Origin of the sequence: Methanosarcina sp. 2.H.A.1B.4 (assembly GCF_000979385.1) — an archaeon.
Lineage (GTDB): Archaea > Halobacteriota > Methanosarcinia > Methanosarcinales > Methanosarcinaceae > Methanosarcina.
On sequence record NZ_JJOV01000002.1, the window covers coordinates 75,233 to 95,377 of the forward strand.

A 20,145-nucleotide genomic window follows, 5' to 3' on the forward strand; every position below is an offset into this window, starting at 1 on the left:
AAATTTTATTTTCGTAAATAATATGTATCTCAGCGGATAATATTCTATGTAATCCGTAATAATTATTTAAAAAAATAGGATACAAAAAAATGGAATCCCGCAGAGATAAAGATATAAAACAACGAAAAGATCTGAATGCTGATACATTATTCAGTTTAATTCGTTCGAGATTTGAGAATTTAAAAGATCATCGATCAGAAAAAGCTCAGATTCCTCTAGCTGATGCTTTTATGTCTGCTTTTGCGATGTTTTCGCTCAAAGACCCTTCTTTGCTCTTTTTTGAGGCGAGGCGATCAGATACAAACTTGAAGACAATCTACAAGGTAAATAAAGTACCTTGTGACACTCAAATGCGCAAGATCTTAGATGAACAAGACCCTGCTAGCATTGAGCCTTTATTCAGTGATATTTTCCATCAGTTACAACGAGGAAAGTGCCTGGAAAAAATGGTTTATCTGGATGATTATTATTTGTTTTCCATCGATGGTACAGGCTATTTCTCTTCGAATAAGATTCATTGTAAATCTTGTTGTACAAAAACGAACTCGAAAACGGGTGAAGTTACCTATCATCACCAGATGTTGAGTGGAGCAATCGTTCATCCTGATTTAAAGGAGGTAATACCTTTTGCACCAGAGCCGATCGTCAAACAGGATGGAGAGACAAAGAATGACATCGAACGCAATGCAAGCAAACGTTATTTAGATAAATTAGAGACTTTTTATTATTTTCTGGGTTTTTGATTAATTGCAGTCAATTGCCAGTGGAATTCATGGTAAATTTTAGCGATCCCAGAAGATATTAAAAAGTCTCTTCATTTACTATGTCATCATTAAGCTTGATTCTCATCTGCTGGCACTTTTTTTCTTTTTGGAGGATATAGGAAAAATTTAGGAAACGATAACATATTAAATTTCCTGATATTACATGGTGCTTCCCATTACTTCCTAGATTAGGAAATTCTAGGAAGCTTTTAAGGAGCAAATTAATACTTCCTTATTTTATACCGTCTACAAGTTTCTCATGATTTTTAGCTATAAACACAAATCGATAGAATTTTCTATAGCAGTGGATTATATCGGAATAGATAGAGAAAAGACGTGAAAAAATGAAAAAGACAATTTTAATAATCTTGATACTTGCCTTATTAGTTTCAGGTTGCGCTTCTAAGGAAATGAAATTTGTAAATGCCAAAGACTCCAATAAATATATACAGTTTAATAATGACGAGAAACATACTGCTTTTTATCACTCAGGTGGAACAGAAAATGCAAAAGGAACTTGGACAGAGACAGAAGACGAATACACTTTCTGGATTGATGATGATAACGGAGGAAATGTAATTTTTAAGAAGTTGGAAGACGGTAACATTGGATTGATTTATGATGATGAAGGGAATTATGTAGTCTATAAAAAGACATAAGGTGTTTTGAATCCCTCATATTTTTAGGCGGCCATATGACATTCACCGGCAATTCACAGGAAATAAAGTAAATTACTTGGCCAGTTGAGAAACAATTCCCTGTAATAGATACAATATGTGATTCCAATACCGAGACTACAATGGTAAAAGTTTTACGAAGAGGGCAAAGATACTTTTTAATCACCGTCACCTCTTTTTTAATAATTTGTTTGGTCATTATTCCTATCTATTTTTCTATTGTACTGTTGACGAGGTAAGAACTTAGTATAAAAAACATGCTAGATCATATATTTTAGTTTTCTGAAAAGTGAGGTCTCATAATGAAAATTGCTGAAATAAAAAAATGTTATAATTGTAAGAATCTACATTTGATTAGACAGAACAATAAAGAAGTATGGACATGTGATGCTAATAACTCCATAATTAATGATCGATATGTTCTAAATTCAAATTGTCCCTACAAAGGCATGGCAGACAAATATAGCGAAAATTGTTTTAATGGCCTATGCCCGATGTGCGAAAAGCCTATATCTACTGATTTTTTATATAATCTTACTGATCTTAAATATGGTGATTTTACATTAACAGCCCATCTGAAACATCTGGAGTGTGATACAGAATGGGATGTAGAAATTAAATGTATAGACGGTGAAATGATTTTTGAGGTTACTAACATCAGAGAGATAGGAGAAATTCTTATTAATGATATCTCAAAACCTTTAGATTTCGAACGTGAGTCTTTTCTCATATGTCCTGTATGTTCTACTAGTAATGTAAAACTTAACAATTTATTTGATCCCGATGAAAGTGTCCCGATGAAGTGGAGAAAAATTTGTATCATGAAGATGGGCTGTGAACACGGACATAGTTGGGATATATGTACAGAGTCTGACCTCATAACAGGAAAAACTAGCATGACACTAGTTGATGTGTATTCGAGAAAAAATGGTAACCATCCAGCCTACAGGTGACCAGATGTATTTCTGTCCCCAAAAATCAATATCTATTGAGATTTCCTGTTTGTGTTATTCATGATGAATGAAAGTAAGAGAGTTAGCCCATTACCTCACAAGCAAAAAGGAAAAACTGGATTTTGTTAATCCTGAGTATGAAATTGAGAGAATTGACTCTTATGACATAAGACAAAAGATCCTGAGTATTTCTTATGTTGATTGGAAAAAATTAGGGTTTTCTAAAGGCACTTTGCATTACATGAAACACAACGCCAAGAGCGATAAGCCATTCACTCTTAATGCTCACGTTCTGGAAAGGGTAAATAAATGGGAAGCATTGGTTTCAAGTCAAAGGTAAAATGTGTATGTTTTTACTGTAAAATGTAAAAATGTAAATTTACATGTAAAATTGTAAAACAATATCAGAAGAAATTGTAAATTTACAGTAAAGTAGTAAAAACAGATTAAAGAGAGGCTGTAAAAAGAGTTGTAAAATACAGTTAATTTTACATCAGTTAGTGAAATTCAGTGACGTAGTTCAATATTGGGAGTTAAAGCTTGGGAAAACCAGATCAAGAAGCTTAATTAAGAAATATCGAATATTATTAATAGAGAATCTTTCCTTCTTTCATGCAAAGGAGCATCATTTTATGGCTTTATCTGGTGATGAGACTAAGGTAGCTGATGAATTGTCTAGGCTTTTGAAAATAGGTTTGGAATTCAGACCCGATTCTATTGACCCTATTGAATTCAACCAATTTCAGACGTTAGGAGAAAATATTCTAGAACTAGGTTTTGGAGTAAATTCTGTCTTTTATAAACGGTTTTCTAGTAGTTATGATATGGTTCTTATGCCATATGAATTAAATGATCCTCGGCTGGTTTCTAAAAAGAGGCTGCCTGTTCAAATTGGTTCTTTACAGGCTGCATTGAATGCTCTTAACAGAGGATTAACTAAAGATTTATTTTATGAGAGAGAAATGATTGTTTTTAGTGATCTACTTGATCAGGCTTATAATTTTTTAGAGAACGAAAGTACTTATTTAGCTGCGGGTGTTTATGGCAGGATTGTATTGGAAACTGCTGTAAGAGAATTTGCAAAATTAAAACTACAGGAAAATTACAATTCTCAAATGAAATTTAATCAACTTATCGTCAAGTTGAGAAATGAGGGGTTTATTCAACAAACTTTTGAAGAGAGACTTAAATCGTATTACACAATTGGATCAGATGCAGCACATAACAGTCCTGATTTCAAGAACTATTCTAAAAGGGATCTTAAAGATTTTTTGACATTTACTAAAGACAATGTTCTTACATTAAAATAATTTCATTTATCTCCAGTTCTAGAAAGATAGATGAAAATATGCATTAAGTTATTTCCGGAGAGTATAGAAATAAAAGCTCTGGTGGAAGTTTGGTGAAAGTAACAAAAGTTTTCAAACGTTATTATAGGAAAACAGTACGTTTTCTCAAACATTGTTATGGGAAAGCAATACAGCACCCTAGATTACTGATAATTTTAGGGTTTGTTAGTGTTGCAATTGTGTTACTATGGTATCCTCAATTTCAAGTGTCTAAATTTGAAATTACTAACCCAAAAGATTTAGCTGATGCTGAAAATAGTTATCGAGCCACTTTGGCTCAAATCTTTGGTGGATTTGCTTTATTACTTGGGCTTTATTTTACATGGGGAAATCTTGTAACTGCCAAGGAAGGTCAGATTACTGAACGTTTTACTCGGGCTATCGAGCAGTTTGGAAACGAAAAAATGGAGATAAAATTAGGTGGGATATATGCTCTTGGGAGGATTGCAAAAGAGTCTAAGAAAGACTACTGGCCAATCATGAAAATTTTAACCGCATATGTCAGGGAAAAATCACCTGTAGATAGGAATCCAAGTAATATATGTAAAATATCCCCCGAGATCCAAGCAATTCTTGAAGCGTTATCCGACCATGAACATCCTGATACAGATGTAATAAATCTAGATAATGTAAATTTAAACGGAGCTCGCCTTATTAACCATCCTAACCTTAAGTTTGTTAGTTTTATAGGATCCAGCTTTAAAAAAGCTGATTTTGGATGGGCTAATCTTGAAAGCACTGATCTTAAAGGAGCTAACTTTGAGAGAGCATATTTATGGAGTTCTAATCTACAATATGCTAATCTTATAGGAGCTAACCTTGAAAAAGTCCATATTGGGGGAGCTGACCTTAAATATGCCAAGCTTGTAAAGGCTAATTTCAAATCGGCAGATCTTAATGGGGCAGATCTCAAAGAAGCCACTTGTAAAGAAGCAGACTTTACAAACGCCGATCTACAAAACGCAGACTTTACCGGAGCTTTCTTTTTAACATTCGATCAACTTTCCAAAGCAAGATCACTTTATAACACAAAGTTAGACGAAGACCTTGCCAATATACTTAAAGAAAAACACCCTGATCTTTTCGAAAATCCAATTACTGAAGAAGTGATAAGACAACGTATGGAAATATTAACCTCTTTAGGTGCAGTACCTTTTACTAAAGAATAACAGTTTCGTAGGTTGACAAAAGGAAGAGTAAATGTGAAAAAACTTGACTTTTTTATTTTCCGTCGAATACCCCGCTTGCTTGCGGCGGGGTGCGCCAGCGCAACTTTGATTTAACATAAATTATAGAAAACATAGTAATTTTTTGGTTAAGGCAACTCTCTAAAATTAGCGGTTGTGCATAACTCTTACACAGAGGCATCCAAAAAATTTGACTAATTTATTAAACTGCCTTTATAGAAAAGAACTAATTTTTGTGAGGGTAAATTTCTAAAAAAAACTATACTGTGGATATTATTCAGTGGCGTACACTTTTTTGAAGATACCTATATCCCTTCATAAGAGTGCGAGTGATAGAATTCGAACCATTATTCTCGATCCCTATTTATAAACCAGTTACAAAATTATCATCAAATTCCAACACAAATAATCTAACTGTCTCTTATCCATTTTTACGGCTGCGTTTTTTGCTACATTCAAAAGGTGAAAGGTTTATCATTTTTCGTCCTGACTTTTCGGTATGCTAGATGCTCTAGATAGAGATATTCGGAATATCGATTCCGATTTGATCCGTTAGGTATAATTGTGAGAGGAGGACAGCGAAGAGATTAGAAATTCCGGCTGATAGGCTGGTCTATATTGGAAAGGAAGCTAATAATATTGATGAACAGGCCTTGGATATTAAGCGTTCACAGGTGTTCATTGACAAGCAAGATATAATGAAAAGATACTTGAATTGCCTCAATCACTGGTTGAAGAATGGGGTGTAGATCGAGGTACTTTCAAGAGGATAAAAGATAGGATTCTGGTGAATAAGGATATTAGTTTGAATACGGATGCAGTAGAGAGGTTGACGAACAATTTATAATTTGAAAATGAGTTAAGTTTATAAATTTTATTCCCAATAAGCAAACATGGCAAAATTTGAGCATATTTTCAGGATGTTGTTAGAAAAGAAAGATTTTGTTAAAAGTGATTTAATTGAAGCGACTAAACATATTAGTGGTGTGAGCGAAGACAAAATTGAGAAGCGATTAAGCAAATTAATAGAATCTCAAAAATTATTCCTATACAATAAAAATATGGTTTCATTAGATTCTCCTTCCAAACTTACAGATTTAAAATTTGATGAAATTTATGACTATGGTCCTATTACTTTAGGGAGAAAAGGAAGGCAGACATTTATAGTTTCTAATTTTGAGAAAGAAAAACATGAAAAGATGATTGACGACATCAAATCTGATCTGCCTAACTTTAAGTACGAAGTAGACAAATTGTTGGATGATATTGAAAGTTTTATTGTTCAAAATTTTAATCCTTTAGATGCTTTAGGTCATGTCTCTTTGGTAAATCTTACAGGTAACCCTGAAGAGTATAGTGAATCCAGTTTTAAAGGAAAGCAATTCTTTGTTGAACTTGTCCATAATATTATATTAAAACATGAATATAGTGACTTTCCTAAAAACAGTGACTACACTAAACTTAGTGAATTGGAACAACTATTCAAGGATTATTGGAGTAAATTTACTTGGTTTATAATATATGAAACAATGTCAATGGATGAGTTATCATTTGAAGAACAAGATATATATTTCCGAACTATTTCGCATTTTCTATTTATGAGGGGTGAGGCTTATCCACAGCATTATCAGCAGATAGCTGAAGAACTATTTTCTAATGTTGACCATATTTTGTCAAGAAAAGGATTTTCAATAGAAGATTATTTCTCGACTTTAAATGAAATAGATAAACAAATAAATTCAAATTTTTCTAGTTATTTTGGTTTCTTAGATAAAATAAAGGAAGAACATACTTTATGGCTAAATTATGTTGAAAATGGTATAAAAGAAAGAAAAACCCTTCAAGAAATCGATGCTGAATACAACCAGAGAATACCTGAAATAAGAACTAAATTAGAGCATGGCTATAAAAAATTTAAAGACGTTTATTCACCTAGACGTTTATATGAAATCAAATTGAATGAAAAAATAAATAAAGCTTTGTTAGATTCTTTAGTACTTCATTTTGAGTCAAATAAAGATTGGACATCTCCTTTTGATGTGAGTGAAACTCCCTTAAGGCCACTTATAAAGGTAGAAGAAAAATATTATTGCTTTATTGAACAACATTTAATCAGAAACACAATTTCCATCATTGAATCACTATTAACGACGCCTGAATTTAATGAGTATAGGGATAAGAAAGGAAATTATTTTGAATCCAAAACTTTGGAACTAATTCATACCATTTTGCCTGATGCAGAAATATACTCTAAATTGGAGTACCCAAGACGAACTGAATTGGATGGCTTGGTTATCTACAAAAATAATTTATTTTTAATTGAAATTAAAGGAAAGAAAAGACGCTGTATCGCATGTGCAGAAGATATTCTAAAGATGACAAAAGAGGATGTTCAAGAGCATATCAATAAAACATTTGAACAATCAAAGAGAGCTTTAGAGTACATTAAAAGTAAGGCTGAAGTCAAATTTACTTGCAAAGAAAAAGGTATGACTTTATCAATCAAAGAAAAAGATTTTAAAAATATTTTTCTTGTAAACGTAACAGCAGATTCTTTTTCTGAGTTCACAACTGATCTAAGAATTTTAAAACAATGGGATGAGAGGTTAATTAAAGGGGATATCTACCCTTGGAATATCAATATATATGATTTGTTAATAGTAACCGATTTGTTAGAAAATGAAAACGATTTTATAGAGTATGTATTAGAACGTGTACGTTTAGGGAAAGAGAACGACATTGTGGCTATGGATGAACTTGATTATTTAGGATATTATTTAGAGAATGGTTCTTTAACAAAAACAGAGGATATTGACAGTCTAACAATTCCAAACATTATAGGATACTCAGAAGATATAGATAAATGGTATTCTTATCTAAGAGGAGAAGTTGACTTTGCTGAAAAACCACGAAAAAAATTATAGATTAATAACATCTATTTTTTTCATAAGCCATGACATATTTAAAAAAAATTATAGGTTGTATTTTTAGACTTTACCTATATCCCGATATAAGAGTGAGAGAAGCAGAATTCGAACAATTACCCTCGATCCTCTTATCAATATACCACTGCAAAAGTGTATTTAATAAGATAACATCCCTATTTATAAACCAATTGCTAAATTATCATCAAACATCAGCACAAATAATCTAATTGGTTCTTATCCTTTTTTTCAGGGTTGCGTTTTTTGCGAGAAGTATTTTTCACTCAATAGCACTATATTTCTCTTTTACTTCTTGCATTTGACCAATGTAATATTCTTTCGTTTGCTAGATTTCTAATTCTATCCTTCTTATTTCCCCTTCAATTCATCAATTTGTTTTTGATAATCACTTGTAAGTTCTTGAATTCCATGTTTTAGTTCTTCGAGTTCTTCTTTAGCTTCCGCAATTTCATTTTTATATAATTCGAGTTCTTCAGGTGAAAGGTTAATAAATTCATGTTTATGTAAAATTCTTTCATCTGGTCGCTTTCCCGATCTAATATATTTTCTTAACGTTCCTATTTTGTATTGTAGATCTTTGACTTTCATTTTGTCAGGTCTGATATATGCATTCATCTCTATTTCTATCATTTTAATTTCCATATCTTTTTGTATTTTTTCAATTTCAGGGTTTACAGGATTTGCTCTCGTTTGATCTAAAATCATTGAACAATTTCTACAATAAACTGTATCAAAAGAATTTAAAGTGTGACATCTTGGACAAGTCTTTATGCTGGTGTTAACTTCTTCAACTTTTTCAATCTTTTTTATACCTGCAATTTGTAAAACTCTATCTTCAATATCTGCACCTGAAAGATGTAAGTATGTTGCTGGCATATCAGAATCATTACTCCATCCAGCAAAAATCCTAAGCTCCATCTCCATCATACCATGTTTTGCAAGATAAGTCAGTTTTGAATGTCTGAAAATGTGAGGATGGACATTCTTATCAATTCCTGATCTTTTAGCTGCACGTCCTACTATATTTTGTGCTCCATGTGCAGTAAGCTGTTTTCCATCAGGTGAGCAGAAAAGAAAATCGTTTATTGATCCAGTATGACGGTTAACTAATTCTTGAACATCAGGAACACTATCAGTAAGTCTTATTATTCTATCTTCAGTTTTTCCATCAACTCGAATTGTGCCACCGTACTGATCAAATTGTATATCACACTTTTTTAAATTTAATATTTCACTTAATCGTGCTGCTGAATCCCAAAGAAGAAATATTAATGCTCTATCACGGTAATTTCTTGCTTGCATTAAAACTTTCATAGCTTCATCTTTAGTGAGTATTGCATCTGTTGGAAGTTTACTTTTATCTTTTTTAATTTTTATATCTTCAAAAAAATTATTGATTGGTTTATATATTTTTAAAAAATATCTTAGTTCTATTAAATATCTTCTTATAGTGTTTGTTTTTTTCTTTAATTTTATTAAAGAACGGTAATAACCTTCAACATCATCTTTTGTAACTTCATTTATTGATTTGTTTTTAATAAATTTTAAAAAAGGTACGATTGCCCAAACTTTAGTTTGAATAGTTGTTTGTTTTTCTATTTTCAATATCAATTTATCTTGATATTTTTCTAATATATCATATTCTTCTAAAATCAACTCATACTTTGATTTTTTTTCATCATTTAATATTTCCTGTTCCATATACTTTCCCCTTTAGTTTATTAAGTGTTCACTAAAATAAACCTTTTGGAAAAGTCCCCAACTTTCAGTATTTTTCAAGGCACTGTCCGCATTGCACGCACTGGGAAGCGAATCCGGGCTTTCCGCCGGATAGAGCACCACTCAACCCTACTGCATACATGAACTTTGCCTCGTCTGCATTGCCGAACATGTACAGGTTGTTGTATGCATCGAAACAGGCAGGAATATTCACTCCTTCCGGGCAGGGCATACAATAGCGGCAGCCTGTACAGCCTGCTTTCATGAGTTCACGGTACTTCTGCTCTACTTTCTTTACTAGCTGCAGTTCAGCTTCAGTCAGAGAATTTGGGTATGCCTTGTCTGCTACCGCAAGGTTCTCTTCAATGTGGGTTTCTTCATTCATCCCTGAGAGGATAACCGTTACTTCAGGGTGGTTCCAGACCCAGCGAAGAGCCCATTCTGCAGCTGTCCGTTTTACCGGGGCCTCATTCCAGAGATCTTCCACAGCAGGAGGCAAGGGGCTGGCGAGTTTTCCTCCACGCAGGGGTTCCATAATGATAACTCCAAGGCCCTTCGAAGCTGCATATTCAAGTCCTTCAGTACCTGCCTGGTTCTTTTCGTCCAGGAAATTGTACTGGATCTGGCAGAAGTCCCAGTCATAGGCATCCACTATTCTCCTGAAGTCTTCTCTCGAACCGTGAAAGGAAAAACCGGCGTTGATGATACGGCCATCAGCTCTGGCTCTGTCAAGAAAATCTATTACACCGAGCGTTTCCAGCTTAGTCCAGTTCTCGCCGACCAGGCTGTGGATGAGGTAATAGTCTATGTGGTTAGTGTTGAGCTTTTCAAGCTGGGTGTTCAGGAATTTATCCATGTCCTCACGGCTCTCCACAAGCCAGGATGGGAGTTTTGTAGCAAGTTTGACCTTTTCCCGGTATCCATCTGCAAGCGCCCGTCCCACGAAAGGCTCACTTTCCCCCATGTGGTAGGGCCAGGCCGTATCAACATAATTTACTCCGTGATCGATTGCGTAGCGGACCTGCTTTCGGGCTCTTTCCTCATCGATCGTCCCGGCTTCTACTACGGGAAGGCGCATGCACCCGAATCCAAGTATTGAGAGTTCGTCTCCGTTTTTGGGCATTTTCCTGTACAGCATTTTTAATTCTCCTGATTCCTGGTTGATTTTGATCAAATTTTGATTGACTGATCACTCTTTTTGTCAGACTGATTTTTTGTTTTTCGGTTCAGTTCTGAGAGTGGAATTTTAGAGTGACTGAGCACCCCATAAGAGATTGAAAAAAAATTATTCGTCGGTCAAACCATTCCAGATAATCCTAAACCCATTCTCAATAAGTTCCTCAGTATCCAGAGAGACATTTGAATCCAGGATCAAGCTCACCACCGCCTTCGTACCGTGGAAAAAAACCTTCATGGTCAATTCCGGCGTATAATCCTTAAGAACTCCACTGGTGATTCCTTCCTGCACGAGCTCAGAGAGGAAAATATACTCCTTCATCACTTCTTCCCGGGTTATTTTCGTGATGTAAGGCGATGAACAGAACTGCTCGACAAACAGGTATTCTTCGGGATTGTTTACACCCCACATAATAAAGTTTGACCACAACCGTCTAAGTTTGTCCCTGATGGAAACTTCCTCATCAATGCCTGCTTTTATACTGCGGCTTAACCTGCCCTTTACCTCAAAATAAAGGCTATTTATCAGGTCTTCCTTGGTAGGGAAGTAGTTGAAAAGGGTCCCTGTAGCTACCCCCGCGTCTTTTGAAATCTGCGCGGTGGATGTGCCGTGGAAGCCTCTTTCCGTAAAGAGCTTCAGGGCCACGTCCATAATTGCTGTTTTTTTATCCTTAACCTGCTGGTCCATATTTGTGCTCTCAACTTAAAAGATTGACTAATCAGTCAGTGGGTTTTTAGTATAAAATCATTTCCATAAATCATGAAGCCACACCTTTAAGGAATAGATCGGCAATTTAAAAATCAATAACTGTTGATGGTTATTTGCCACCCGGTAAAACGAAGAAAAATGAAATCCTAAAGATAAAAAAACCTGTTAATGGGATATGGGGCACCTGATATTTGGGATTGAGTTTAGATGGATATGAATTTGGGATATTATACTGAAAAAAAGAGTTTTCTCAGATGCCCTATAGTATTTAGTCCTTCATTACATATAAAAATAATGAAATAATCTTGTTTTACTCCATTTCTGGCAGTATTGTAAGGATGAGAAAAAATCCGGGCAGTACACGCAAATTCCGTACCTGCCCGAAACCCTGACAGATTAATTATAACACGTCATTCAGGGCTCTTGCAGCCGTGTAAACGCTTCCAACCCCAAAAATATACTGAGTTATTCTTATTGCTTCCAGAACCTCTTCTTTTGTAGCCCCTGCCTGCATTGCCTGGATTGCAAGGTTCTTAACGCCGTCCACTGCACCGTTGGCTGCATCAAGCGACATTGCAATAAGAAGCTTGTATTTCATGGGCATTCCGCCTTCTGAAAATGCAAGTCCGCGCGTACTTTCGAGAAGCTTGAAAAATTCTGGATCTTTATCCATTATGACCTGCAATGGGTTTTCTGACAAATTATCGTCTCCTTATAGGTATTTTCCGGAAATTTCGATTACATTTGTTGATTATTTGTATTACTATTATTCTATTTATTTATCCCTCTGTTTACATATCAATTGTATTCCCTTGCCTGCTATATCCACTTTTGAGTTCTGCTAATAGTATATTTAACAATTAGCTATCCACTTTTAACAATTAGCTATCCACTGCTTAATGGTTGATATTTTGTCCTTTATTTTCCAGCCCGTTTGAAAATTGCACTTTGATTTACTCAAAGGCAACCGACTCCAGCCACGCAGAGGCACAGGAAAAGACAACTGAAATCTGACATGTATGGTAGTATGCCATTTATAGTAGTGTAAAATGGTGCTGCAAATAGATAATTACAAAAGTAGTGTAAAATGGTACTGTTAAAAGTATACCTCTTTTAAAGGGGTGGGGCATCTGGCTTTTACTGAGGTGGGAATTGGGGGATAGGAAAGTGGGGGGTTTGAAAAAAGTTTTTCAGATGCCCTATATCTATATAATGCCCATAAATATATAAAATTGGGGTTATACTGCGATTTTTCAGCATTTTCTGGAGGTACTCAAATTATTTCAATAACTTAACAGCGTCCTGAAGTGCTGCACCTCTAATGCACCTCTAATGCACATCTAATATACCTCTAATATACCTCTAATCATAATACATTTTGCAAATAGTATGATGTTGCAGCAACCTCGTGAACTACCACTCAGCTAAAGACTGACTGGCTTCTCGGGTCATCCCTTCCTCTATTGAGGACAAGTCACGCGAGCTCAACCCTGCGTCCCGCAGGTGAAAATATGAGTGTGATACTAGAGATACCATACGGCTAACGGCTTTCCCCGCCTTAATCCTGATCCCTTCAGGATGATTCTTGCCCTGTTATCCAACTCCCCGATGTTCAAACGTTACCTCGCTTGGTTTTCGCTTTGAGAATCAGCAACATTCTTGGTGAACTGTGAGGTTGTGGTGACAGCAAAATCTAATATTACAAAGGTTTTGAAAATATTAAACAATTGACAGAATCAATAACGGTTAACAGTTTAGGTTGACGCTTATATCCCCTGAGCTAAAGACTCAGGGGTTTTACGCTTCGTAATATAAACTTTCAATCATGGTTTTTCTCCGAAGTTCACAGCGTCTTCTGAGAGGTTCCTGCCCGAAAGGTAGCAAAGGATTATATACAGGCAAGAGGTGTAGTGAGTATCCACTGGAGTAAAAGACCACAGGTCTGGTTACTCATTTGCCTGTATCACGGGGAAGAATTCAAAAGTGTCCGGAACTTATCCAAGAAAGCTATTTTTTGCTGTATAAGTTTATGCATGTCAATTCTGAATTTCCCTGGTTTTAGGCAACTTTTCGCAGTCCCGGGGAGATCAACCATTTATACGGCGTGTTTACCTGTTTTTAGCGGTATCATGTACCGATGTTGATAAGTGGGCTTTTCCGCAAAGGAAACTGCCGGGCATGCGGCAGACAGTATGCAAACAGCAGGTCTGCAATCTGCAAGACTTGTAGAAAAATAATTGTAAATTATAGAGTGAGTACATGGAAAAATTAGCAAAATTTAAGGCGCTTGGGCTCTCGGACAGTACATTGAAAGCCCTCAAAAAGAAAGGGTTTGAAGAACCAACCCCGATTCAGGAAAAGGTAATCCCGCTTTTTTTGAAAGGAGAATCTGATATTATAGGGCAGGCTCAGACAGGGACAGGAAAAACAACAGCTTTCGGAGCCCCCATTATAGAGAAAATTCCTGAGAAATCAGGACATGTTAAGGCAATAATCCTGACCCCTACAAGGGAACTCGCAATCCAGGTTTCAGAAGAGCTTAACTCCCTAAAAGGAGACAAAAAACTGTATATTGCCCCCATATACGGTGGGCAGTCCATGACCCAGCAGCTTCGCATGCTGAAAACCGGCGTGGACATTGTCGTAGGGACTCCGGGAAGGGTCATCGACCACATTAACAGAAAGAGCCTAAACCTCGAACATATCTCGTATTTCGTACTTGACGAAGCCGACGAAATGCTGAACATGGGCTTTATTGATGACATAAAGGAGATCTTAAAGGCAACAGGCCCTGATAAAAGGATGCTTTTCTTTTCAGCCACAATGCCAAAGACAATCCTTGGAATCGTCAAGAAGTACATGCGGAACTACGAGCATGTTACAATTGAGAAAGAAGAAATTACAGCAAACCTGACCGAACAGATATATTTTGAGGTTAAGGAAAGCGACAAGTTTGAAGCCCTCTGCAGAATCATCGACATCGAAGATGAATTCTACGGGCTCGTATTCTGCCGGACAAAGATCGACACCAGCCAGCTTGCCCAGAAACTCAGCGACAGGGGTTATTTAGCTGATGCCCTTCACGGAGACATTTCCCAGCAGGAGCGGGAAAAAATCCTGAACAAGTTCAGGAAGCAGAAGATACACATCCTCGCAGCAACCGACGTTGCAGCAAGAGGAATTGATATCATGGACCTGACCCATGTCATCAACTATACCTTGCCCCAGGACCCAGAGTCTTATGTGCACAGGATAGGAAGGACAGGAAGGGCAGGCAAACAGGGAACTGCTATCACTTTTGTTACATCCTCGGAATTCAGGCGGCTCACTTACATACAGAAGACCTCAAAGTCAGAAATGAAGAAAGGCCGCATCCCTGCGATAAAAGATGTAATAAAAGCCAAAAGGGCAAGAGTGAAAGCCGAACTCGAAAACACTATAAAGACAGAAGAATATGGGGACTGCCTTGGGATGAGCGAAAAGCTCCTTGAGGAATACCCCGCAGAAAAAATCCTGGCTGCCCTTTTAAAGTACGCCTTCAAGGAAAAGTTCGACGAGAGCATGTACACGGAAATTTCCGAAGGCAGCTCCTATGTCGACAGAAAAGGCAAAACCAGGATCTTCATAGCCATGGGAAAAGCCGACGGCATGACTCCGGAAAAACTGGCCGATTTCATACAGCAGGAAATCGGGGACAGCGAAATGAACTTAAGGGATGCAGAGATTTTCCCCCACTTCTCCTTCGTATCCCTCCCCTTTGCTCAGGCTGAAGCCCTGCTCGACATCTTCAAAAATAAAAGAAAAGGAAGCAAACCTTTCGTGGAACTTGCCCAGAAATCCAGGGGAAGAAGCACAAAAGGCTCAAACGATGGGAGCAGCAACGGTGGCTCAAGAGGCAACGGTGGCTCAAGAGGTGACGGCAGCTCAAGAAGCAGCGGTAGCTCAAGAAGCAGCGGCAGCTCAAGAGGCAGCGGCAGCTCAAGAAGCAGCGGTAGCTCAAGAGGTGACGGCAGCTCAAGAAGCAGCGGCAGCTCAAGAAGCAGCGGCAGCTCAAGAAGTGTGAAAAAATAAATTTTCCATTTCTAAACTTATTCTTTTTCTTATTTTTCAGGATTCCGGGAGCCGTGAAGTTTTCGGAATTCGGGTAATTTTTTGATAGCAGAATTTTACGAGGATATTTGTTTCTGGCTTTGATTCTTTCTTGACTTTGAATTATCTTTGGACCCTAATTCTCTTCTGATCACTGCATCCGACTTTCCGCAGTAAAATTTCTTAAATTTATATTTTTGAAATCATTCAAGGTACTTGTTATAAAAGTTATTTCCATTTTACCATGATGACCCCCTCTTAGATCTGAATCCACACCTCATCTGGTCATTATTCTTCCTGTTCGGAAGAATAACAGAATTAGTAATTAAAATGGGGGGAAAGAAGGTCAAAAAGATATTGAATTGGGATAAAAAAATCCATAAAAGTCCTTAAATTTAGGGGTAAAAATACGAAAAATATTATGTGTGAAAAAATAGTGCAGAAAGTAGGTTTTTCGAATATTTTAATAATATCAACCGATTGACCAGGGACAACCTAAAGACACATTTAAGAAAAATACCTGTTTTTCAGAAAAGTTATTCCATATTCCTTATTGAGGTATCAAAAACCCTCAAGATTTTGGATCTTCAACCGGAATAAATCTCTAGATCGGGTTAACTAAGCCCAGAAGGAAAATTTGTCACATGCAATAGATTTATTCCGGCTGAAGTTCTATGCTTCCTTCTCCTTCTGAATAGTTTATCTCACACGATTTTCTGGATTACCATTGCCAATGAAACAGTAAGGATGCCTCCATCTTTCGTTGAACAAGCACTTCGAGCCCTTACTGTCCCATTATTCAAAGGCTAACCGGTAAAAGAGTTCATCCCAAAACCCAGTTTTAATCTTAATTATCAGAATTATTCAGGATTGCTTTCATAATCAGAAGCTCGATTTGTCACTTAAATACGAGATCCAAAGAAGCAAATATTGAGTTTTGGGATCAGCTCTTAAGTAAATTCTATTTACATTATTTTTACTAAATACTAAAAGCAATAAATGATTGAATGAATGATTATGGATCAGATTGACAGGGAGTTTATTAATTATTGAGCTCATCCCAAAACCAATTTTATTCTCAAATCAGTAAAGTTTCAGAACTATTTTCATGATCAGAAACTCTATTGATTATTCTGAATACGGGATTTGGAGAAGCAATTTTGAGTTTTGGGATCGGCTCATTATCAAAGGGTTGGCAAAGCCTACTGAATGGACAGTTTCACTGCAGCTATAGTTGCCAGGCTTTTTATCGAACCAGGAGAAGTTTCAATGAAAGAGCTTGCTGAGGAGACCGGCTATTCCCTGGCTTCGGTAAGCAACAAGATCCGTCAGCTTGAGCCTTCGGGTTTTATTGTAAGAGGGACAAAGCCCGGCACAAGGAAAGTCTATGTAAAGGCAAACAAGGACATCTTAAGGGTTGCTATCGGACAGCTGATAAGAGCACAGGCAGGTGAAATTCAACCTGCAACTATTGAAATCCCTCGTATGATCGAGCATTATCAGAATGAAGACCTCAGCGAGATACAGAAGGAAAAAATAGAAATCCTTAAACGATACCACAGAGATCTGCTCAAGCTTGACACCATACTTGAAGAAGTAATCGAAAAACTTGAAAATCTGAATCGGGAAAAATAATTATTTTGCAGATTTGATATTATAAAATGAGATGGATTACAAACGTTTAAAGCTTAAAACAAGGAAAATGTTGATATTGTACAGCACTCAGTAGAATAATATATTTAAAGTGTGAACAGTGAAGAAGTGGACATGAAGACCAAAATACTCGATCATGAAGTATCTCCTCCCGGAAATTCGAACCCGGAAGCAGGTAGAAGTAGGGAAACTGAAGAAAAGATATCTCCGGAAGAAAGCCTTTTTGCCTCGGATGAAACTTCAGATGAAGAGCAATTTAAGTGTGAATTGCCCCGTTCCAGTCGCCCGGCAAAAGATACCAAAGGAGAAAATCTGCTTAAAAGAGCCCCGGTAATAGAAATCATCAATGTTAAAAAGAGTTATACCCTGGGAGATATGGAAGTTCCTATTCTTCGCGACATCAATCTGACAGTACGGGAAGGAGAATTTCTTGCTATAATGGGCCCTTCAGGATCAGGAAAAAGTACACTTATGAACCTCATAGGTTTTCTTGACAGACCTACAGAAGGGAAGATCATAATTAAAGGCCTTGATATCAATACACTATCTGATAGGGAGGTTGCAAAGCTCCGGGGGCTTGAGATAGGCTTTGTATTCCAGACATTCAACCTAATTCCAAGGCTTACAGCTCTTGAAAATGTTGAACTGCCCACCTACGCTAACACAAGAGAAGGTGTGGATACGCGCAAAAGGGCAAAAGACCTTTTAAAAATGGTAGGGCTTGAAGACCGTATGCACCACAAACCAGGTGAACTTTCGGGAGGGCAATCGCAAAGGGTAGCTATTGCCAGAGCTCTTATCAATGATCCTGCAATCCTCCTTGCGGATGAGCCTACAGGAAACCTGGACTCTAAAACTGGCTGCGAAATCCTCAGCATGTTTACCAAACTGAATGAAGAAGGCAGGACTATCGTGATGATTACGCATGATCCAGATATTGCGAAGTATGCTGACAGGTTAGTGCTCGTAAAAGACGGAATAGTCCAGAGAAATTCGGAATAAGCTAGAATAATTCGGAAGATTCAGTGTACTCAGAATAATATAATACTCAGAATAATATGATACTCAGAATAATATGATACTCAGAATAATCCAATGCTCAGAATAATCCAATACTCAGAATAATCCAATGCTCAGAATAATCCAATACTCAGAATAATCCAATGCTCAGAATAATCCAATACTCAGAATAATCCAATGCTCAGAATAATCCAATACTCAGAATAATCCAATACTCAGAATAACCAAGGAAATCAGAACAATCCAGAGTAACCCAGCCTACACCTAATAATTAAGTTTCCAAATTTAGTCAATCAGGATGAGTTAAAATGACAGGACTGAAAAACCCAATTACTTTTGTTGTTATATTTCTACTTTTAGTTTCATTTATTTTTGCAGCACCTGCTTCTGCTGCGACTGCAAGTGCAAACCTGAAAGTTACAATAGTTGAAACAAACCCTTACCCTGCTAAAATAGGGGAGTATCTTGACCTGACAGTTCAGGTAGAAAACGTAGGTAGAGACAGGGCAGAAAATGTTGATATTGAAATAGTCCCTGAATATCCCTTTTCCCTTGATTCCCAGGCAAACGCAGTACAGAATATAGGGGCTCTTGCTCCCAACAAATTTGCATCCAAAGAGTTTCACCTTTTCGTGGACAAGAATGCTCAGAAGGGAATCCGGTCAATTGACATCCGTACAAGGATCGATAAAACCAGCCCCTGGAGTGAGAAAACTTTTGATATAAGGATAGGGACTGAAACCTTTGACAGCAAAGGTACTCTGGAACTCAAAGAGGTGATCTCTTACCCTGAAGCTTTCATGCCTGGAGATAGGGGTACTGTTACAGTGACCCTCAGCAATACCGCAACAACTCCTACTGTCACCATTGATGGAAAAGACTATGATACCAATGCGAGAATCCAGGCTGCAGTTTTGAGACCGCTGTCTGAGGGAATAGTTGTTCTTGAGGCTCCCTACGGAGAAATGGGGCTTCTTGGTCCAGGGGATAGCATCAAACTGACATTTAACGTTATGGTTTCTGAAGATGCAAATGAGGGAACTCACAACCTTGAACTTGCAATTGAGGGCAACTCTTTTGACTACAACAGCCGGAAGAACATTCCACTTGAAGTTGACTCTTCTAATGTAAAGGTGATCCCTTCAAAGGCCCTCAGACTGGTAAATGGCGAAGCTACTCTCGAGTTTGATGTGGCAAATACCCATCCTAATGAGTTTAACTCCGTAAGCATCAGACCTGAAGCTGAAGGGGTGAAATTTTACCCTGCCGAATATTTCATCGGCCCCATGGATGCTGATGAGCTTTTCACAATAGAGTTTGATGCTGTAGCAGACCCATCTCCGGAAAACATAGGGGGAACCTCTGAACCGATAAATCTTAGCCTTTCTGCAAGTTACGGCAATGGCATAAACAAACACGAAAATCTGGTAAGCAATCTCCAGATTCAGCAGGTTGAGGAAAATCAGGGAGCCAGTTCAGGTACGATTGTAGCCGGTATCCTGCTTGTCGCCGTTATCGCGGCCGGTGTACTGATTTACAGAAAAAAGCAGCAGAAAAACAAATGAGTGCTCTGGAGATCCCTGAATAATCCTTAAATCGGATATGTTAGAGGCGATAAGAAGATAGAAGTTCAAATCTATCTTTTTTGATCCATCGGAAGTATAGGCAGTGCCAGATTGTTCACTGCCTTTACAACCCCTGGCTCATAAAGGAGATTATTGCGGAAACGCCCAGTGTATCCCTGAACCAGCTTCGATCAATTTTTTTATGGCAGGTATCTTCCGCTGGACCCGGCTTCTTTTTGCAGGATTTTTTAATTTCAATTCGCTTATTAAGTAGCTTGTATTCTAATTTCAATTTTCAGGTTCAGGTGCCGAGCCCATTTTTTTCGATTTTTTTCCTTT

General features: G+C 37.2%; 15 protein-coding genes and 1 pseudogene. 12 read left to right on the forward strand and 4 right to left on the reverse strand.

Annotation, left to right across the window (positions count from 1 at the left end; translation table 11 throughout):
* Positions 1-89 precede the first annotated feature (89 nt).
* The 7 genes from EO92_RS00450 (at position 90) to EO92_RS00485 (ending at position 7,854) form a co-directional block, all read left to right on the forward strand.
* The gene (locus EO92_RS00450; protein ID WP_052734229.1) at positions 90-743 is read left to right on the forward strand and encodes a hypothetical protein; all 654 of its coding nucleotides are present in this window, start codon (positions 90-92) and stop codon (positions 741-743) included.
* A gap of 365 nt (positions 744-1,108) precedes the next feature.
* Positions 1,109-1,423, forward strand: coding sequence for a hypothetical protein (locus EO92_RS00460; protein ID WP_156165687.1), 315 nt, complete (start codon positions 1,109-1,111; stop codon positions 1,421-1,423).
* A gap of 320 nt (positions 1,424-1,743) precedes the next feature.
* Positions 1,744-2,394, forward strand: coding sequence for a hypothetical protein (locus tag EO92_RS00465; RefSeq protein ID WP_048168680.1), 651 nt, complete (start codon positions 1,744-1,746; stop codon positions 2,392-2,394).
* A 67-nt stretch (positions 2,395-2,461) separates the two neighbouring features.
* On the forward strand, positions 2,462-2,734 hold the full coding sequence (locus EO92_RS00470; RefSeq protein WP_048168681.1) for a hypothetical protein: 273 nt from the start codon (positions 2,462-2,464) through the stop codon (positions 2,732-2,734).
* Between the two features lie 160 nt (positions 2,735-2,894).
* Complete coding sequence (locus EO92_RS00475) at positions 2,895-3,704, forward strand: DUF4145 domain-containing protein (RefSeq protein ID WP_156165688.1); 810 nt, start codon at positions 2,895-2,897, stop codon at positions 3,702-3,704.
* Positions 3,705-3,796: 92 nt separating this feature from the next.
* Entirely contained in the window at positions 3,797-4,912 is a 1,116-nt protein-coding gene (locus tag EO92_RS00480; RefSeq protein ID WP_048168683.1) for a pentapeptide repeat-containing protein, read from the forward strand.
* 911 nt (positions 4,913-5,823) lie between these two features.
* Positions 5,824-7,854 (forward strand): hypothetical protein, encoded by a 2,031-nt coding sequence (locus EO92_RS00485; RefSeq protein ID WP_048168684.1) that lies wholly within the window; start codon positions 5,824-5,826, stop codon positions 7,852-7,854.
* A gap of 369 nt (positions 7,855-8,223) precedes the next feature.
* Here the strand turns inward: EO92_RS00485 and EO92_RS00490 are convergent, their stop codons facing one another.
* From EO92_RS00490 to EO92_RS00505, 4 genes are all read right to left on the reverse strand, one after another.
* A complete protein-coding gene (locus EO92_RS00490; protein WP_052734230.1) occupies positions 8,224-9,576 on the reverse strand; it encodes a tyrosine-type recombinase/integrase in 1,353 nt (450 codons plus the stop codon).
* 64 nt (positions 9,577-9,640) lie between these two features.
* Positions 9,641-10,732 (reverse strand): aldo/keto reductase, encoded by a 1,092-nt coding sequence (locus tag EO92_RS00495; protein ID WP_082107893.1) that lies wholly within the window; start codon positions 10,730-10,732, stop codon positions 9,641-9,643.
* A 147-nt stretch (positions 10,733-10,879) separates the two neighbouring features.
* Positions 10,880-11,458: a TetR/AcrR family transcriptional regulator gene (locus EO92_RS00500; protein ID WP_048168685.1), complete on the reverse strand. Its 579-nt coding sequence runs from the start codon at positions 11,456-11,458 to the stop codon at positions 10,880-10,882.
* 421 nt (positions 11,459-11,879) lie between these two features.
* Positions 11,880-12,152, reverse strand: a complete 273-nt coding sequence (locus EO92_RS00505) for a carboxymuconolactone decarboxylase family protein (protein ID WP_048168753.1) — start codon at positions 12,150-12,152, stop codon at positions 11,880-11,882.
* 1,586 nt (positions 12,153-13,738) lie between these two features.
* Here EO92_RS00505 and EO92_RS00510 point away from each other — a divergent pair.
* The 5 genes and pseudogenes from EO92_RS00510 to EO92_RS00525 all read left to right on the forward strand — a co-directional run bounded on the left by EO92_RS00510 (position 13,739) and on the right by EO92_RS00525 (position 19,806).
* Entirely contained in the window at positions 13,739-15,550 is a 1,812-nt protein-coding gene (locus tag EO92_RS00510; protein WP_082107894.1) for a DEAD/DEAH box helicase, read from the forward strand.
* Positions 15,551-15,856: 306 nt separating this feature from the next.
* Positions 15,857-15,997: pseudogene (locus tag EO92_RS18890) on the forward strand (IS1634 family transposase); the annotation flags it as partial.
* A gap of 780 nt (positions 15,998-16,777) precedes the next feature.
* Positions 16,778-17,203 carry a GbsR/MarR family transcriptional regulator gene (locus EO92_RS00515; protein WP_048168686.1) on the forward strand — a complete coding sequence of 142 codons (426 nt, stop codon included), beginning with the start codon at positions 16,778-16,780 and terminating at the stop codon, positions 17,201-17,203.
* Positions 17,204-17,335: 132 nt separating this feature from the next.
* A complete protein-coding gene (locus tag EO92_RS00520) occupies positions 17,336-18,223 on the forward strand; it encodes an ABC transporter ATP-binding protein (protein ID WP_048168687.1) in 888 nt (295 codons plus the stop codon).
* A 326-nt stretch (positions 18,224-18,549) separates the two neighbouring features.
* Positions 18,550-19,806: a COG1361 S-layer family protein gene (locus EO92_RS00525; RefSeq protein WP_048168688.1), complete on the forward strand. Its 1,257-nt coding sequence runs from the start codon at positions 18,550-18,552 to the stop codon at positions 19,804-19,806.
* Positions 19,807-20,145 lie beyond the last annotated feature (339 nt).

Coding starts and splice junctions, on each gene's coding strand:
- EO92_RS00505 (WP_048168753.1), bottom strand. CDS start 12,152: ATGGATAAAGATCCAGAATTTTTCAAGCTTCTCGAAAGTACGCGCGGA.
- EO92_RS00485 (WP_048168684.1), top strand. CDS start 5,824: ATGGCAAAATTTGAGCATATTTTCAGGATGTTGTTAGAAAAGAAAGAT.
- EO92_RS00515 (WP_048168686.1), top strand. CDS start 16,778: ATGGACAGTTTCACTGCAGCTATAGTTGCCAGGCTTTTTATCGAACCA.
- EO92_RS00470 (WP_048168681.1), top strand. CDS start 2,462: ATGAAAGTAAGAGAGTTAGCCCATTACCTCACAAGCAAAAAGGAAAAA.
- EO92_RS00495 (WP_082107893.1), bottom strand. CDS start 10,732: ATGCTGTACAGGAAAATGCCCAAAAACGGAGACGAACTCTCAATACTT.
- EO92_RS00465 (WP_048168680.1), top strand. CDS start 1,744: ATGAAAATTGCTGAAATAAAAAAATGTTATAATTGTAAGAATCTACAT.
- EO92_RS00460 (WP_156165687.1), top strand. CDS start 1,109: ATGAAAAAGACAATTTTAATAATCTTGATACTTGCCTTATTAGTTTCA.
- EO92_RS00500 (WP_048168685.1), bottom strand. CDS start 11,458: ATGGACCAGCAGGTTAAGGATAAAAAAACAGCAATTATGGACGTGGCC.
- EO92_RS00520 (WP_048168687.1), top strand. CDS start 17,336: ATGAAGACCAAAATACTCGATCATGAAGTATCTCCTCCCGGAAATTCG.
- EO92_RS00510 (WP_082107894.1), top strand. CDS start 13,739: ATGGAAAAATTAGCAAAATTTAAGGCGCTTGGGCTCTCGGACAGTACA.
- EO92_RS00490 (WP_052734230.1), bottom strand. CDS start 9,576: ATGGAACAGGAAATATTAAATGATGAAAAAAAATCAAAGTATGAGTTG.
- EO92_RS00525 (WP_048168688.1), top strand. CDS start 18,550: ATGACAGGACTGAAAAACCCAATTACTTTTGTTGTTATATTTCTACTT.
- EO92_RS00450 (WP_052734229.1), top strand. CDS start 90: ATGGAATCCCGCAGAGATAAAGATATAAAACAACGAAAAGATCTGAAT.